Here is a 15156-nt window from a genome sequence, read left to right as displayed (position 1 = left end):
TATATTCCGAATAATACTTTAATATATTTTACAATCGAACAGTATATTACGAATAATAATTATTATATACGAATCGTCCTTGATTCAAAAAAGAGACCCCATACAGCAGTATAGAGTCTCTTTCAGTATAGTTCTCAAGGCTCAACATGAGCTCATTAGAGAATCAGAGTATTATATTTTATTGTATATTGCTTTCAAAAGCATTTTTTAGATCGCCCACAGACTGAGGAATATAATCCACAATAGATGTCATTAATGCGTACATCAATTCTGGTATAAACTCATCATTTGCACACATATAAACGCAGTCTAAATACAATGTAGAGTCTTGTTCGTCAATATAGAATTTATAGTTTTTATACGTTGCATTTTCGCGATTAATCAACGCATTGATAGCCGCCATATTCTGTGCAGTTACCTTTTCAGGTCCAAGAACTAGACGAATCACACTGTAAATACTATTATCTAAAATTACGAACAACGGCATATCCCAAAGTGGTGATTTTATATAGGAACGATACACAACTGTACCATCTTCATCCTCAAAATCTTTACGTTCAAAAGCCGTAATTTCTTCCGCCTTCATAAATTTGTCAAAAGCTAATGCTTTAGGATTCATAATTACCTCTTATTTTGCTTGTCCAACGATTTTCAAAAGATCTGGATGCACTTCATCTAAGTGAGGTTTGATGACCTCTAACATGAGATTAACCAATACAGCTGGTTCAAAAGTATCATCTGTAGTTGGCACAGAAATATCCGCATAAATATTGCTGTCTTCATCGTTGACATAATATTTTGTTACTTTATATTGTTGATTAAGTTCATTCAATTTTGGCAATACTTTTTTAATTGCCGCAGCTGTAATGCTTGTAGTTGTAATGGCAACGCGAATGTAGGAGAACACAGAGTTATCTAACACGATAAATACAGGTAAGGAATTACCATGAATTTCTAAACGACCATGATATACAACCGTACCATATTCATCGCCTTCAATAACTTCTTTTGTAAACCATTTATTACCTGTTTGCTCTATATCAGCTACAAGTACATCAAATTTCTCAGCTTTACTATTCATTAGCTTTACCTCTCTCCCAAAGAATCCTTTGATATTAGTCTTCTAAAAAAATACATTCATTATCTTTAAATTCTTTGATACGTACCAAGGATTCCACACGGAAGCCTGCATTTTCTAAACGCTCACGACCTGGTTGGAATGATTTTTCAATAGCAATTGCCATACCAACTACTTCATCGCCTGCATCCTTTACAAGCTTTGCAAGCCCCATAGCCGCTTCACCAGATGCTAAGAAATCATCGATAATCAAAACTTTTTCGCCTGCTGGCAAGAATTTTTTAGAAATTGTAATATCGTAGTTTTCTTCTTTTGTATAAGAATATACAACAGAATGATATACGTCATCGACCATAAGAATTGATTTTTTCTTACGGGCAAATACCAATGGCACATCTAGTTCAAGAGCGGCCATCAATGCCAAGGCAATACCAGATGCTTCGATGGTAACAATACGTTGTACACCAGCATCGCGATAGCGATCAGCAATTTCTTTGCCAATGGCTTTAAATAATTGTGGATCGATTTGATGGTTCAAAAAACCATCAACTTTTAATACACGATTGTTTAAGACAATACCTTCTTCACGAATGCGTTGTTTTAATAATTCCATTTCGTTTTACCTCCGCATAACTATCTTTAAATTTTAACGTAAATCATCACTTAGGGTCAACAAAAAAACACACTTTATCTAAAAAAAGAGTAAAGTGTGTTTTTCTTTCATAATTATAAGATTTTATCTCGTTTATCTTCGCGATTGACCAATAAATTCGTAAATCTAGCAGCCCCTTCTGATTGAGGTACGAGACGAGAGCGAACAAGAACAATGTCTCGTGTTGGTACCGGAATGTCTGTGTCGATTTTCACCACAGAACCTTCCTGCATTTTTTCTTGTACCACATTACTTGGTAACATCGCAATCCCCATGTTGATTTCCACCAAGTCGAGGAGAACATCGACACTGCTCAATTCAAAACGCGGCTTGCTACATGCGCCATGTGTTACTTCATCAAAGAAGGTACGACTAGCAGTTCCTTTTTGTAACAACAACATCGGCTCGCTAAGCAAACGTCCTTGATCAAAGAAACCTGCCCCTTTATATTCATGACCGCCCACAAAGATATCTTGAATGCTCGCCAAGGTAGTAACTTCTAATTGTGTATTGCTACGCAAACCTTCGTAGTCATTAACTACAGCTAACTGCACTTCTTTATTAATGACCATTTCCACACAATCTGGGGACGGTCTGTTTATGATATGCAAGCCGATTTGATTTTCTTGTAATTGCCATTTGTGAAAGTACGGTAGTAAGAAATGACGGCATAGCGTATCTGTCGCTGCAATATTCAGACTTTCATAAGCCTGATTTACCCGTTCTTGCAATTGAGTAATACCATTATCCAAAATTGAAAAAGCCTTTGCTACAGTATCAAATAATTCTTTTCCTTCAGGTGTAAACGCTACTGATTTTGTGGTGCGCACAAAAAGAGGCATTTTTAATTCCCCTTCCAATTGTTTGATACTTTGACTGATTGCGGACTGCGAAACACCTAGCTCTTTTGCAGCACGAGAAAATGACAAATACAACCCAACTCCTAAAAATGATCTATATAGATCTGCTGATACTGCCATTTTATCCTCCTCTGTTATATACTAATACTATAGTAATAATTATATTGATATTCTACTTTTCATAAGGACAAGGTAATATTGTCATAGTTCATGAAATTTTGGTCTTATGACCTTCATGAAAACTTCATATTTATAAGTAGCGTTAATCTTTATATAAGTAAGATTATCTTTACTTATAAGTCTAGACCGACTATACTTATCTTGTCAACACCAGAACATATTTATTCTGCATATTACAGGAGGCTATATGGCTATTCAACGACTATTTGTAAGAAAACGTGATGCTTTTGCTAATGAAGCAGCACATGTATTAGCTACATTACAGCAAGAATTACATGTACCAGCAACAGCCGTGCAAATCTACGAACGCTACGATGTAGAAAATCTTAGCGAACAAGCATTACAAAATGCTAAACATTTAATTTTTTCTGAACCACCTGTTGATCTAGTAGCAGAAACATTAGATATTCCTGAAAATGCTTTTGTCTTTGCTATCGAATATGTACCTGGCCAATATGACCAACGTGCTGATAGTGCAGAACAATGCATTTCTATGCTCACTCTTACAACAGGTCATACTGTTCGCTGTGCCCGAGTATTCATCATCGAAGGTACTTTCACGGAAGAAGAAACAGCTGCCATCAAACAATATTACATTAACCCTGTAGATTCTAGAGAGGCCAGTCTCGAACTGCCAGATACATTGGCACTTAACCTAGAAGAGCCTAAAGATGTAGCTATCATCAATGGTTTTACGGAAATGACCGAGGATGATCTACAACATATGATTAGCGAATACGGACTCGCTATGACATTGGCGGATATCCAATTAATTCAAGAACAATATAAGAATGTGGAAAAACGTAATCCAACGATTACAGAAATCCGTCTATTCGATACATACTGGTCCGACCATTGCCGTCATACTACATTTATGACAGAGTTAACAGATATCACTATCGAAGATAGCCGTTTCACAGAACCAATCAAGGAAGCTCTTGAAGAGTACACAGAAGGTCGTAATTTATTATATACAACAAAGGTAAAAGCTCGTTCTCTTATGGATATGGCGACATTAGCTGTAAAAGAATTGCGTCATGCAGGAGGTCTTACTAATCTTGATGAATCAGAAGAAATCAATGCATGTACCATAATCGTCCCTGTCGATGTAGACGGCAAAGAAGAAGAATGGCTCTTGCTATTTAAAAACGAAACACATAATCACCCAACAGAGATTGAACCGTTTGGTGGCGCTGCTACGTGCCTTGGTGGTTGTATCCGCGATCCATTAAGTGGCCGTTCTTATGTATATCAAGCAATGCGTATTACTGGTAGCGGTAATCCTCGCACACCTTTGGCAGATACGCTAGAAGGTAAATTACCGCAAAAGAAAATCACTGTCGATGCAGCTCGTGGCTATTCCTCTTATGGTAATCAAATTGGTCTTGCCACTGGTGAAGTAAAAGAATACTATCACCCTGGCTATGTAGCAAAACGCATGGAAATTGGTGCCGTTATTGGTGCTGCGCCTCGCAAGCAAGTGCGTCGTGAAGTACCGACACCAGGTGATATCATCGTATTATTAGGTGGTAAAACAGGTCGTGACGGTTGTGGCGGTGCTACGGGTTCCTCTAAAGAACATACCTTAGAATCTCTCGCTACATGTGGTGCAGAGGTCCAAAAAGGCAACGCCCTTACCGAGCGTAAAATACAGCGTCTATTCCGTCGCCCTGAAGTAACGACACTCATCAAACGTTGTAACGATTTCGGTGCTGGTGGTGTCTCCGTAGCCATCGGTGAACTAACAGATGGCGTTACCATCAACCTTGACTTAGTACCTAAAAAATACGACGGTCTTGATGGTACAGAACTCGCTATTTCCGAATCCCAAGAACGTATGGCTTGTGTGATTGCACCAAATGATGTAGATGCGTTCATGAAATATTGCGACGAGGAAAATCTTGAATGTACTATAGTGGCCGATGTAACCGATACTAATCGCCTTATCATGACATGGCGTGGCGATACAATCGTAAATATTAGCCGTGATTTCTTAAATACGAATGGCGCTAGCCAACAAAAAGAAGCTATTGTTACTGCACCAGCAGACAAGTCCTATTTCCGTCGTGGCTCTGCAAGTGCCGACAACTTTAAGGAACAATGGCTCAATGCTATATCTACATTAAATACTGCTTCTCAACAAGGTTTAGCAGAGCGTTTTGATAGCACCGTTGGTGCTAACACAGTGCTCATGCCATTTGGTGGTAAATATCAAAAAACACCTACACAAGGCATGGTTGCTAAATTACCTGTCCTTCATGGTGAAACGACAACAGCTAGCATTATGACTCATGGCTTTGTACCTGAATTATCCGCTTGGAGCCCATATCATGGCGCACAATACGCAGTACTTTTATCTGTTGCGAAACTTGTAGCACTTGGTGGTCGCCGTCAAGATGCATACTTAACATTGCAAGAATACTTTGAACGTTTACACTCTAAAGAATCTTGGGGCAAACCAGTAGCAGCTCTGCTCGGTGCATACAAAGCGCAAAAAGAGCTTGAAATCGGTGCCATTGGTGGCAAGGATTCCATGAGTGGTACATTTATGGATTTAACTGTACCTCCTACCCTCGTTTCCTTTGCAGCTGTAACAGCACCTGTTAAGAATATCGTAAGCCAAGATTTGAAAGGTCCTAACCATCGTCTCGTATACTTTGATGTACCTCGTACATACAATGACACGCCTGATTGGGATCACTTCAAAGAAAACTGCGATATTTTACAAGAACAAATTGAAAAAGGTCGCGTGTACTCTGCGTATGTCATCGACGAAGGTGGCATTCCTGAAGCGATTACAAAAATGGCGCTTGGTAATAAGATTGGCGTTAAATTTGACAAATATGCGGAACGTGCAATTTTCCAACCTGCTCTTGGCTCTTTCATCGTAGAGGTAGACATTACAGCGGTTAACCATCTGCTTGAGTTATCTGATGTACGTGTTATTGCTGTTACTCAAGATACACCTGTTATCGAATGGAATGATCAATCTGTAACACTTGCAGAAGTAGAGCAAGCCTATGAAAAACCATTAGCCGATATCTTCCCATTACAAGCAAAATCTGGCGTTGGTGAAGCTGTAGCCTATATCCATGATCAACACACAAAGCCTCGCAGTACATCCTTAGGTGCAAAACCAAAGGTTCTTATTCCTGTATTCCCAGGTACTAATTGTGAATTCGATTCCGCTCGTGCCTTTGAACGTGCTGGCGCGGTAGCAGATATTGTACTCATTCGTAACCAAACACCGGAACAATTAAAAGAGTCGATTGATGTAATCAAAGCTAAATTAGCAGAGTCTCAAATTCTTATGTTCCCTGGTGGTTTTAGTGGCGGTGACGAGCCTGAAGGTTCCGGTAAATTCATGGCTACCCTATTCCGCAATCCATATCTTGCAGAAGGCCTTGAAAACCTTCTCTACAAACAAGACGGTCTCATTCTTGGTATCTGTAATGGTTTCCAAGCATTGATTAAATTAGGTCTTTTACCTGGTGGTCACATCGAAACATTAACTGAAGATCACCCTACGTTGACATACAATACTATCGGTCGTCATTTATCCCGTATGGTTAACACCAAGGTTATTTCCACAAAATCACCTTGGATGTGCGAGGCTAAGGCTGGTGAAATCTATACTGTCCCTATTTCTCATGGGGAAGGTCGCTTTATCGCATCACCTCAACAAGTATTGGAATTCAATAAAACTGGTCAAATCGCTACACAATACGTCGATTTTGACGGCATTGCATCCATGGACGGTCGATTCAATCCAAACCAATCCGTAGCTGCAATCGAAGGCATTTATAGTCCAGATGGGCGTGTATTTGGTAAAATGGCGCACTCCGAACGTTGTGGTGCAGATATTAGTAAAAATATTCCAGGCAACCTAGAAATGCCAATCTTCACATCCGGCGTAAAATACTTTAAATAATCTATATGGCCCATTCTTCGGAATGGGCTATATTTACAAACTTTCACAATACACATTCTAATATGTGAAAGTTATCACAGTTATAACACATTGACATATATCGATATATTGATTTTTTTCGAAAAAAAATGTATTATAAGATGTCAATATAATTAATTAAACCGTCATCACATGGATGAAGTTAGTTATGTATATACATATGTGTAAGGAAAGGATATTACTATGCATTGTGCTCAAAAAATGACCCATAATATCTACTGGATTGGTAGTAATGACTGGACAACTGAACGTTTTGAAAACTTATTCCCTATTCCAAATGGTGTAAGCTACAATAGCTATTTCATCGATGATGAAAAAACTTGCGTTGTAGACTCTGTTGATGCAGAAATTCGCGAAGAATACTTTGACAACTTATCCCACCTTTTAAATGGTCGTGATCTTGATTACATCATCGTAAACCATATGGAACCTGACCACTGTCAAACATTGTTAGAAACATTGGAACGCTATCCAAATTGTAAAATGGTTGGTAATGCAACAACATTCCGCATGTTCGAACAATTCTACCGCACACCAAAGCCTGATCAATATTACACAGTAAAAGAAGGCGACGAAATTTGCTTAGGTAAACATACTCTTGTATCCTACACAATGCCTATGGTTCACTGGCCAGAAGTAACTTGTACCTATGAAAAATCTACAGGTACATTGTTCTCTGCTGATGCATTTGGTACATTTGGTACAATCAATGGCAACATCTTTGCTGACCAAACTGATTTCGTAGCAACCTATGAAGATGAAGCTCGTCGTTACTACACAAACATCGTTGGTAAATACGGTCCTCAAGTACAAAATGCAATTCGCAAGGTTTCCGGTCTTGAAATCAAACGCATTGCTCCACTTCATGGTCCAATCTGGCGTACACCTGAAACGATTGAATATATCTTGCACAAATACTTACACTGGTCCAGCTACACAGCTGAGAAAAAAGGTGTTGTTATCGCCTTCGGTTCCATGTATGGCAACACTCGTGACATCGCTCAACAATTGGCTAAACAATTGTCTAAACGGGGTGTTACAGATATTAAAATCTACGATGTTTCCAAAACGAATGCTTCCTACATCATCGCTGATGCTTGGAAATATACAAACTTGGTAACAATTGCACCAACTTATAACTTGAACCTATACCTTACTATGGAAAACTTTATTCACGAGTTAAAAGCACTTAACTTCCAAAATCATAAGGTATCCATCATCGGTAACCATTCCTGGGCTTCTGCTGCTATGAAAACTATGGTGGCTCACTTCGAAAACGACTTCAAAGACATTGAAATCGTATCCCAACCTCTTGATATCAAATCCTCTTTGAAAGAAGAAGATATCCCATTGATTGAAAAAATGGCAGACGATATCAAAGCATCCATCGATGCAGCAGAAATTAAAGAAGTATTATAATATACATACCAAAAGCCGTCCTTCGGGACGGCTTTTTAAAACTCTTATGAAACTACTATAATTTTCCTATTTTTTTCTTGACATAAATCTAACTTTTTCATATACTATACAAGTACCTGTTACACAACAGAATACATGGAGAGGTGTCCGAGCGGCTGAAGGAGCATGATTGGAAATCATGTGTGCGGTTATCCCGTACCCAGGGTTCAAATCCCTGTCTCTCCGCCATTTTTTTAAGAGATTCCCTATGATTGCGTATGCTATCGTAGGGGCTTTTTTATTAGGGTTTATCTGCTTTATTGATATTCCTAGATATCGCATGACATCGTCATAATTTACCTATTCTGCCCCTTTACCGCCCCTTTTTTAGAGGTGGCAAAAAAACTATAAAACATTGATTATAACTACAACTATTTAACCTCATATAATCCCCTCTTGCCCCCTGTATGCATACAAATTGCATTAAGGGGGCCTTTTGCATACTAGAACATAGTTAAAATAACGGATGCATTGGCTAAATGCTTATATAAAGACTAGTACCCTATCTCTATGATGTTGTTTCAATTTTTACCGTATCACCATATAACGGGGTAGGCTGTACCGCCCTTTTTTTATGTTTGGATATGTCAACATCATAGGGTGGTAAATTGCCATGTCAGATAAAAATACTTGATCTAATTCATAGCTTTTATTTGTCATCATATGTCATCATGTGTTAAATCACTATATAAACATACCATTAACTTTTATTAACCATAATAACCTTATCATTCCTTAGCAATTATCCCTAATATGTGCATTTGTTGACGTCAACAAATTCGGAAAGAACCGCATTTTTACTACTTCCATGACATCAGCAAAACAACTCAACTCTAAAGAAATAATGTCAACTATTGTCAACATATATAACGCTGTCCAGTTAAAGCGACCCCCTTATAAGGGTACGAATTGCACTCTTACCCCGCATCACTCACAAGGGCATAAAAAGCCCCCTGTACCATATAAAGGTAGAGGGGCATATGTTATACTATGGGTGTTACTTCCCTAGACTGGTAACAGAAAGGGGGTTAGGCGTTGCTAGAATTATTTCTTTCTTTAATAGTATCTATCATAGCAGGTGTAACTTGTCACTACATTTGCAAGTGGCTAGATAGATACTTCAGCAAGTAACTAGCACATATAAAAAAGACGGTATTCGCAGTACCGTCTTTTTTCTTTTGCGTTAAGCAATGCAAATTATTTCTTTCTTTAGTCATATATTATATTACATCCTAGTAATAAAATTGTAAAGTGTTTTACGTTCTCAATATCTATTGTATGATAACGTGTGTTATTCCTTGCCATTCTCATTTATTACTATTTGAGCCTGCTCTATCGTGGGCAACTCTAACCCTTTTTCATAAATTGCCTCAATGATGCGGGCAACTTTCCGCCGTTCGGGTTCTTTCTTACCTCGTAGATACACCTCTATTATATATATAATGTATTCAGCTCGTAAACCATGTAACCCATATAAAGCATTTTCAAGCCACCGCTCCATAAATACCAATCTAGCAAATTTACGTTTATTATCCTCTACTTTTGCAAGCGTATCAGATAGATCTCTTTTAGTACTTGTGTGTATTGCTGTATTGCCGTATATGGCCACGCCTGCATGAGCTTTGTAATTGTGAATAATAGCTCTTAGTTTTTCAATTTCTATATTAAGATTACTATACCCTTTTAAGGTGGCTCTTATTAGCCCCTTAGAGGGGTTTTCTTTTGCTTTAGGTCTAATCATACTATGGGTTACACAAATATCGCTCATAGGGGCGTTTTTCCGTATGCTTTGACGGTTTTGTTTTTTCTTATACGCTTGCTCCTCGCGATACGCCCTATATTCTTGTGCGTTCATACAGCCCCTCACATTCAACATTCAACCCAAAAATATATTTCACAAAGAGGCAAGCATTGCGCCTGCCCGACCATCGGCATTATTTATTCTTTACAGTACCTTTTACCATTATAAAGCCATTGTATCACGCCTGATACTCTTGTGAGTTCATACAGCCCCCTCTTTAACTCGCTCTATTTTGAGCGGGTTCATACAAAACTTGGACTTTTTTGTCCGAGTTGCAACCTGCTTAATTCATACCCCCGCTATTAAAACGAATGGTCTTTAGTGTTCAATGTTTCGCCTACAAAATTAGTTATAACCTCGGTGATGTATTTATTATCTCCCTCTTTAGTTTTATATGATCGTGTTTGTAAACGGCCATTCACAAAGCAAGGGCTACCTTTTCGCAAATTCCCAACGCTTTCGCCTAGCTTTCCCCATGCTACACAATTAATAAAGGCAGTTTGTTCCTTTGTTTCATCGGTAGCACTATCAATATATGTATTAGTGCAGGCTAGTGTAAATGTAGCTACTGCCCTGCCTGTTTTCGTATAACGTACATCGGGATCTTTGGTTAAATTTCCCAATAGATTGACATTATTCACAAGTACCACTTCGCCCGCATAGGCGGAATGGTAAATTATAGCTTATTTCTAACACTCACAATGCTCTGTATGTAGTATCTCGAGTACCAAAATGGTACTTATACCCTTTTTATTACTAATTCATAGGGCTTATTTTGTTACATTTTTACATGCTCTCTGATAACATGTGTTAGCACATGCATACTTTATGACAGCCTTGTGACTGATGTGACCTGTTTTTTCAACTCATTTCTTATATATATATTTATTTATTTATTTTAATTAATTATAGAAAATAGGTCACAAAAGGCACATGCAGATAAATAAAAGCTTTGTGAGTATTTTTTTTGTTACAAAATTAGTTACATCTCGGTCACAACGGCTATTTTTCGGTCACAAGTTGCCACGCTTTATATGGTTCTGTGCTAGCCATTCCCCTAATATTTTTAGTATTCGTATAGCCTAATGCTTTCATACGCTTACCAAATTCGTGTTTGCCTAATGGCTTATACCTGCTTTCCTTAGCCCAATTCTGATATATTAAATACAAATCTCTAGCAAATACGTCTTTTGTAGATTGTAATATATTAATTTCCGCATCATATCCCAATGTAGAACCATATACAGGGGTTTTTTGTACTTCTCCATTTTCAATATCCTCTAAGAATTGAGCTACCTGGTCATTATCTGTTAGGTATGACTTTGTGAGCGTAACTATTCTAGGCGGTTCTGTAAATGCACCTTGTGAGCGTAACCGCCGTAATCCCTCTAATGCTCTATTAAGTAATACCGTTAAACCACCACTATTCACGATTTTCTCTACAACATTCGTTATTTCTTTGGGTGTATTTCTAATACGGTTAGTCATAGGAATGATTACAAGTCTATCCTTCATCCCTGTTGATGTATCGTAAATGCGAGGGATAGAGTTACAACTAAAAAATAGTTTTGCATGCGGTTTATAACTGTATGGGGTACATCCTTTACGCTCAATCATAACGGCATCACCTGTTACAATTTTCTTGATATTTGCTGTATTTAGAATTGATGTACTGTTTATATCATCGCCGATATTCGCAAACTTTCCCATGATTTCAGCCAGTCGGAACTTGCTCCCGTCTATATCTATTAATGCAATAGTAGATACATTTACCTCGGTTAGTAGGCTTGTAATTAAATCTAGAAACTTGCTTTTTCCATTGCCACCCTCTCCATATAAGATAAAAAACTTTTGAGCAAATGTATTATTTACAAGGCAATAGCCTATAACCTCGTATATAAACCGCATCATGTCCGCATCATCTTCTTGTCCACCGAATAGATTACACATAAATGTATCAAGCTGTTCATGCTCTACTATATCGGAATTATATTCAACGTTTGTCATACGTGTAATGGTAACTATGCTAGGATCTTTCTCTAGTACCGCATCATGTTCCACATCATACAGCGTATTTCTAAATGCAATGATATTGGTATCAATAAATGGCAATACATTAGCGTTAGCATTGATATAACGAATAGTATCGTTCATCTTACTAGAGGATATTTCCAAATCGCTTACATAGTCATAAATAATTTTTTCTAGTGGGGTTTTTCCCCTTGTGGTTAGCCCCTCATATACGCCATATTTTGCATTATATCCATATAAAGGCGTAGAAAGTGCATCAATATTATTCATAGTGGGTGTTGATTTAATGTGTACGATGTTTCGCCGTTCTATAATCAGCCGTCCTAATTTAGAGGTCTGTATTGTCCCGTTATCATCTGTAAAATACCGTGTATCTACTTTATTCATATAAACGCCCCTTTAATCATAAAAGCTATTTACAAAAGCCTGTTCAAAGGCCTCATCCTCTTTTTTACGTATATATTCTTGCTTTGCTATAACTCGCCTAATTGTGAGTACTCTGTAATACATAGGGTTATAGCCAGTATTTCCGTATTGCCATTTATCTCGTTTCGCTAAGGCTGAAAGACAAAATATATCATGCATCTTTTGAGCATCACCCCTGCACCAATACCATAATATAAAAAGTAACCCCGCATCAGCTCGTGACGCATCTCCCCCATAGTCGGAAAGGTCTCCATCATCAAATAGCCTTGTGAATTTTTCGCCTTGCCTACTGTTCTTGATGCGGGTAATAAGCGGTAATAATTCTATTTCTAAATATACAGGCTCTAGACTTATACCATTCATTACCTCGCCTGCATCGCTTTGGCCATCATCTACATTATGAATTGAAAAGGTATCGAATAGCGTTTGTATAGCATCTTGTCGATATGGAATATACTCACAATCTGCCACGCCCTGCACTCTGTTCCCTGTCATGGTAAAGTATCGCCCTTGTGAGTACATCTCAAACCCTAGAAGGCTATTTTTAACACTCTGATGGGTATCACCTTTCACAATGATATGTAACCCTGTACCCGAGGGGCTGTACTCTGTATACGATGCGCATTCAATAAATACCTGCATGGCCAACTCATCAAGCGCACCATTTTCTACATGATAATCTAGGTCTATCCCTGTAAAGGGCGTACCGTCAAAATGAAATCCTAGCCCGTCATATTGCCCCGTTTTGAGTGCATCCATAGCTTGCTTAAATGTACCGCATACGCTTTGGCTATTTCCCTGCTTATGCGTTATCGGGCTGTATGGTATCTTGCCTTTTCTCACAAGCCAATTACAGTATTTACGCATTTCAAGCGGTATATTATAATAATGACAAAGGTCTACCGTATCGCCTTGTGAGTGGCTAGGTATTCCTTGCTTAGTTGCGCTCATGATGTTACCCGCATCATGGGCGTTTTTATTTTGCTTATTTTCCATGTGCTACACCTCTAAAGACTGGTAAAGACTGGCATCCCTTATCAAATGCATTTAGTGTTATTATGGCCACTAAAGTATATACATCAATTTCCCCCTTTTCGAATTTATCAATTTGATATGCGGCAAACGATCCCAACTCGTGGTATTCCTCAGTCGTAAATTTTCCATTAAGCATATTTTTTACCTCCCTATTTAAAATTCGCCATGTCTTTAGACTTTAGATGCTCCATAAATAACTCTACATTCACAAGAGTTAGATTATGGCTAATGCGTGTTACTGCATCCCTAAAATTTTCATCTAACAACATTTCATTAATAAATTTCCCAACTACTGTACGAGATAGATTAAATAATATAGTCAGCTGTTTAGGCTGTACCATAATGGGCGTTACATCAAATTTATTTTGTACATTAACCTTTTCCATAAAATTTTATCCTTTCCGAAGAAAAACAATTCATTTATTTCGCCTGTACGGGCGTTTTAGGTATCGCCATGATAGATTCACCTAACATCATTTAGACGTATGCTAACGCTTACCGCATTCGCATCAATTTTGATGTTTCCCTATTAATATATGGCGAATTGTAAAGATTGCCCCTGTGAGTAATGTATCTATAGTCAGTTGAGTGTGATTATATGATCATGATTGATTGTAAATAACTATGAACTACATTGCTCACAAGGTCTATTATTAGTCAGCTCTTTCAAATAGGTCTGACGCATGTATACCTAACGCATCAGCAACCTTTACACATGTTGACGGTACAACAGGCTTGCCATGATACACCTTAAAAATAGTCTTGCTTGAAAGCCCTGTACGCTCTTGCAATATTTTATAGGATGCACCATTTTCTAATAATGCATTCTCTAACGCCTTTATGTTTACTTTGAATTTCATGTACCGATTTCACTCCTTTTTATTATTTTAAATTCTATTATGTAGTGATATTACTACAACTTTATTTTATATTAAACCTATTTTTTTCTTTAGTCAATATATTTTTTACTTTTTATTGCTTTTTTGTAGTATTATCGCTACAATATAAATGAGGTGATTATATGATAAAAAGCAATTTAAATGTAAAACTAGCGGAAAATAATTTAAAAATCTCAAAGGTATATAATGATACTGGTATTAGTAGGTCAACACTAACCACACTCGCAACAGGAGACCCAAAAGGTATCCAATTAGAAACAATAAATACTCTTTGTAGATATTTAGATATTACGCCTGGCGAACTATTTATTTATGCCCCTATAGATATAACTGTTTCTATTACTGATATTGAAATTCTTAAGGAAGACTATTCAAGTTCTTTAAATATAGAGAACCAACTACCAATAGTAAACAAATCAAGACTAAACGGTACTATGTATTTAAATATTGAGACTAAAAATAAAAAATATAGTTTAGAGAGTACTCTAACCATGAGTACAACGAAGAACTATTTAAATATAGATGTTACACCGCTAGAGAGTGACGATAATTACGCTTTCTTTGTGTTTGATTATGGCGAATTGCCTAGAGAATTAGAAATTCAGCTAGCTACAACAATCGGAACAAAAGTAAAGGAGCTACTGGATAATACACCAGTAAACGAATTAGGACTATTAAATATGGGGAATGATATATATCCTATATTTGAAAAGCCAAGCGTTATATTTAATTTATAAAATTTTCCGCCAACATAGAAAGGCGGTTC

The 15156-nt window shown here is 37.5% G+C and carries 14 protein-coding genes and 1 tRNA gene; 4 read left to right on the top strand and 11 right to left on the bottom strand.

Features of this window, described 5'->3' with window-relative positions; genetic code table 11:
• Positions 1-178: 178 nt before the first annotated feature.
• The 4 genes from VTHSUH11_RS00155 to VTHSUH11_RS00140 form a co-directional block, all read right to left on the bottom strand.
• Positions 179-619: a hypothetical protein gene (locus VTHSUH11_RS00155; protein WP_059361561.1), complete on the bottom strand. Its 441-nt coding sequence runs from the start codon at positions 617-619 to the stop codon at positions 179-181.
• A gap of 9 nt (positions 620-628) precedes the next feature.
• Positions 629-1081 carry a hypothetical protein gene (locus VTHSUH11_RS00150; protein WP_059361560.1) on the bottom strand — a complete coding sequence of 151 codons (453 nt, stop codon included), beginning with the start codon at positions 1079-1081 and terminating at the stop codon, positions 629-631.
• A 34-nt stretch (positions 1082-1115) separates the two neighbouring features.
• Positions 1116-1691, bottom strand: a complete 576-nt coding sequence (locus VTHSUH11_RS00145; RefSeq protein ID WP_105092209.1) for a xanthine phosphoribosyltransferase — start codon at positions 1689-1691, stop codon at positions 1116-1118.
• A gap of 113 nt (positions 1692-1804) precedes the next feature.
• Positions 1805-2710, bottom strand: a complete 906-nt coding sequence (locus VTHSUH11_RS00140) for a LysR family transcriptional regulator (RefSeq protein WP_059361558.1) — start codon at positions 2708-2710, stop codon at positions 1805-1807.
• 247 nt (positions 2711-2957) lie between these two features.
• Between VTHSUH11_RS00140 and VTHSUH11_RS00135 the strand changes: the two genes are divergently transcribed.
• The 3 genes from VTHSUH11_RS00135 (at position 2958) to VTHSUH11_RS00125 (ending at position 8387) form a co-directional block, all read left to right on the top strand.
• The gene (locus VTHSUH11_RS00135) at positions 2958-6701 is read left to right on the top strand and encodes a phosphoribosylformylglycinamidine synthase (RefSeq protein ID WP_105092208.1); all 3744 of its coding nucleotides are present in this window, start codon (positions 2958-2960) and stop codon (positions 6699-6701) included.
• A gap of 222 nt (positions 6702-6923) precedes the next feature.
• Positions 6924-8159 carry an FprA family A-type flavoprotein gene (locus tag VTHSUH11_RS00130; RefSeq protein WP_105092207.1) on the top strand — a complete coding sequence of 412 codons (1236 nt, stop codon included), beginning with the start codon at positions 6924-6926 and terminating at the stop codon, positions 8157-8159.
• Positions 8160-8296: 137 nt separating this feature from the next.
• Positions 8297-8387: transfer RNA gene (locus tag VTHSUH11_RS00125), tRNA-Ser, on the top strand.
• Positions 8388-9489: 1102 nt separating this feature from the next.
• Here the strand turns inward: VTHSUH11_RS00125 and VTHSUH11_RS00120 are convergent.
• From VTHSUH11_RS00120 to VTHSUH11_RS00090, 7 genes are all read right to left on the bottom strand, one after another.
• Positions 9490-10053, bottom strand: coding sequence for a hypothetical protein (locus VTHSUH11_RS00120; protein ID WP_105092206.1), 564 nt, complete (start codon positions 10051-10053; stop codon positions 9490-9492).
• Positions 10054-10301: 248 nt separating this feature from the next.
• Positions 10302-10640, bottom strand: a complete 339-nt coding sequence (locus VTHSUH11_RS00115) for a single-stranded DNA-binding protein (protein WP_105092205.1) — start codon at positions 10638-10640, stop codon at positions 10302-10304.
• A 361-nt stretch (positions 10641-11001) separates the two neighbouring features.
• Positions 11002-12417, bottom strand: a complete 1416-nt coding sequence (locus tag VTHSUH11_RS00110; RefSeq protein ID WP_105092204.1) for a DNA primase family protein — start codon at positions 12415-12417, stop codon at positions 11002-11004.
• Positions 12418-12429: 12 nt separating this feature from the next.
• Complete coding sequence (locus VTHSUH11_RS00105) at positions 12430-13452, bottom strand: phage NrS-1 polymerase family protein (protein WP_105092203.1); 1023 nt, start codon at positions 13450-13452, stop codon at positions 12430-12432.
• A complete protein-coding gene (locus VTHSUH11_RS00100; protein WP_105092202.1) occupies positions 13442-13627 on the bottom strand; it encodes a hypothetical protein in 186 nt (61 codons plus the stop codon). Before VTHSUH11_RS00100 ends, VTHSUH11_RS00105 begins: the two co-directional genes overlap by 11 nt.
• Positions 13628-13640: 13 nt before the next feature.
• Positions 13641-13877, bottom strand: a complete 237-nt coding sequence (locus VTHSUH11_RS00095) for a hypothetical protein (RefSeq protein ID WP_105092201.1) — start codon at positions 13875-13877, stop codon at positions 13641-13643.
• 267 nt (positions 13878-14144) lie between these two features.
• Complete coding sequence (locus tag VTHSUH11_RS00090) at positions 14145-14351, bottom strand: helix-turn-helix domain-containing protein (RefSeq protein ID WP_105092200.1); 207 nt, start codon at positions 14349-14351, stop codon at positions 14145-14147.
• Positions 14352-14512: 161 nt separating this feature from the next.
• Here VTHSUH11_RS00090 and VTHSUH11_RS00085 point away from each other — a divergent pair, with 161 nt between their 5' ends.
• Complete coding sequence (locus tag VTHSUH11_RS00085) at positions 14513-15127, top strand: helix-turn-helix domain-containing protein (protein WP_105092199.1); 615 nt, start codon at positions 14513-14515, stop codon at positions 15125-15127.
• Positions 15128-15156: the final 29 nt, after the last annotated feature.

The sequence above is a fragment of the Veillonella tobetsuensis genome (genome assembly GCF_002959935.1).
In the GTDB taxonomy this organism is placed as follows: Bacteria; Bacillota; Negativicutes; order Veillonellales; family Veillonellaceae; genus Veillonella; species Veillonella tobetsuensis.
Note: the sequence above shows the minus strand (reverse complement) of the source record. Positions and strands in the feature narration are given on the sequence as shown.

Bases quoted from the DNA above. Each gene is read 5' to 3' on its own strand.
- VTHSUH11_RS00155 (WP_059361561.1), bottom strand. From the start codon at position 619: ATGAATCCTAAAGCATTAGCTTTTGACAAATTTATGAAGGCGGAAGAA.
- VTHSUH11_RS00150 (WP_059361560.1), bottom strand. From the start codon at position 1,081: ATGAATAGTAAAGCTGAGAAATTTGATGTACTTGTAGCTGATATAGAG.
- VTHSUH11_RS00145 (WP_105092209.1), bottom strand. From the start codon at position 1,691: ATGGAATTATTAAAACAACGCATTCGTGAAGAAGGTATTGTCTTAAAC.
- VTHSUH11_RS00140 (WP_059361558.1), bottom strand. From the start codon at position 2,710: ATGGCAGTATCAGCAGATCTATATAGATCATTTTTAGGAGTTGGGTTG.
- VTHSUH11_RS00135 (WP_105092208.1), top strand. From the start codon at position 2,958: ATGGCTATTCAACGACTATTTGTAAGAAAACGTGATGCTTTTGCTAAT.
- VTHSUH11_RS00130 (WP_105092207.1), top strand. From the start codon at position 6,924: ATGCATTGTGCTCAAAAAATGACCCATAATATCTACTGGATTGGTAGT.
- VTHSUH11_RS00120 (WP_105092206.1), bottom strand. From the start codon at position 10,053: ATGAACGCACAAGAATATAGGGCGTATCGCGAGGAGCAAGCGTATAAG.
- VTHSUH11_RS00110 (WP_105092204.1), bottom strand. From the start codon at position 12,417: ATGAATAAAGTAGATACACGGTATTTTACAGATGATAACGGGACAATA.
- VTHSUH11_RS00105 (WP_105092203.1), bottom strand. From the start codon at position 13,452: ATGGAAAATAAGCAAAATAAAAACGCCCATGATGCGGGTAACATCATG.
- VTHSUH11_RS00100 (WP_105092202.1), bottom strand. From the start codon at position 13,627: ATGCTTAATGGAAAATTTACGACTGAGGAATACCACGAGTTGGGATCG.
- VTHSUH11_RS00095 (WP_105092201.1), bottom strand. From the start codon at position 13,877: ATGGAAAAGGTTAATGTACAAAATAAATTTGATGTAACGCCCATTATG.
- VTHSUH11_RS00090 (WP_105092200.1), bottom strand. From the start codon at position 14,351: ATGAAATTCAAAGTAAACATAAAGGCGTTAGAGAATGCATTATTAGAA.
- VTHSUH11_RS00085 (WP_105092199.1), top strand. From the start codon at position 14,513: ATGATAAAAAGCAATTTAAATGTAAAACTAGCGGAAAATAATTTAAAA.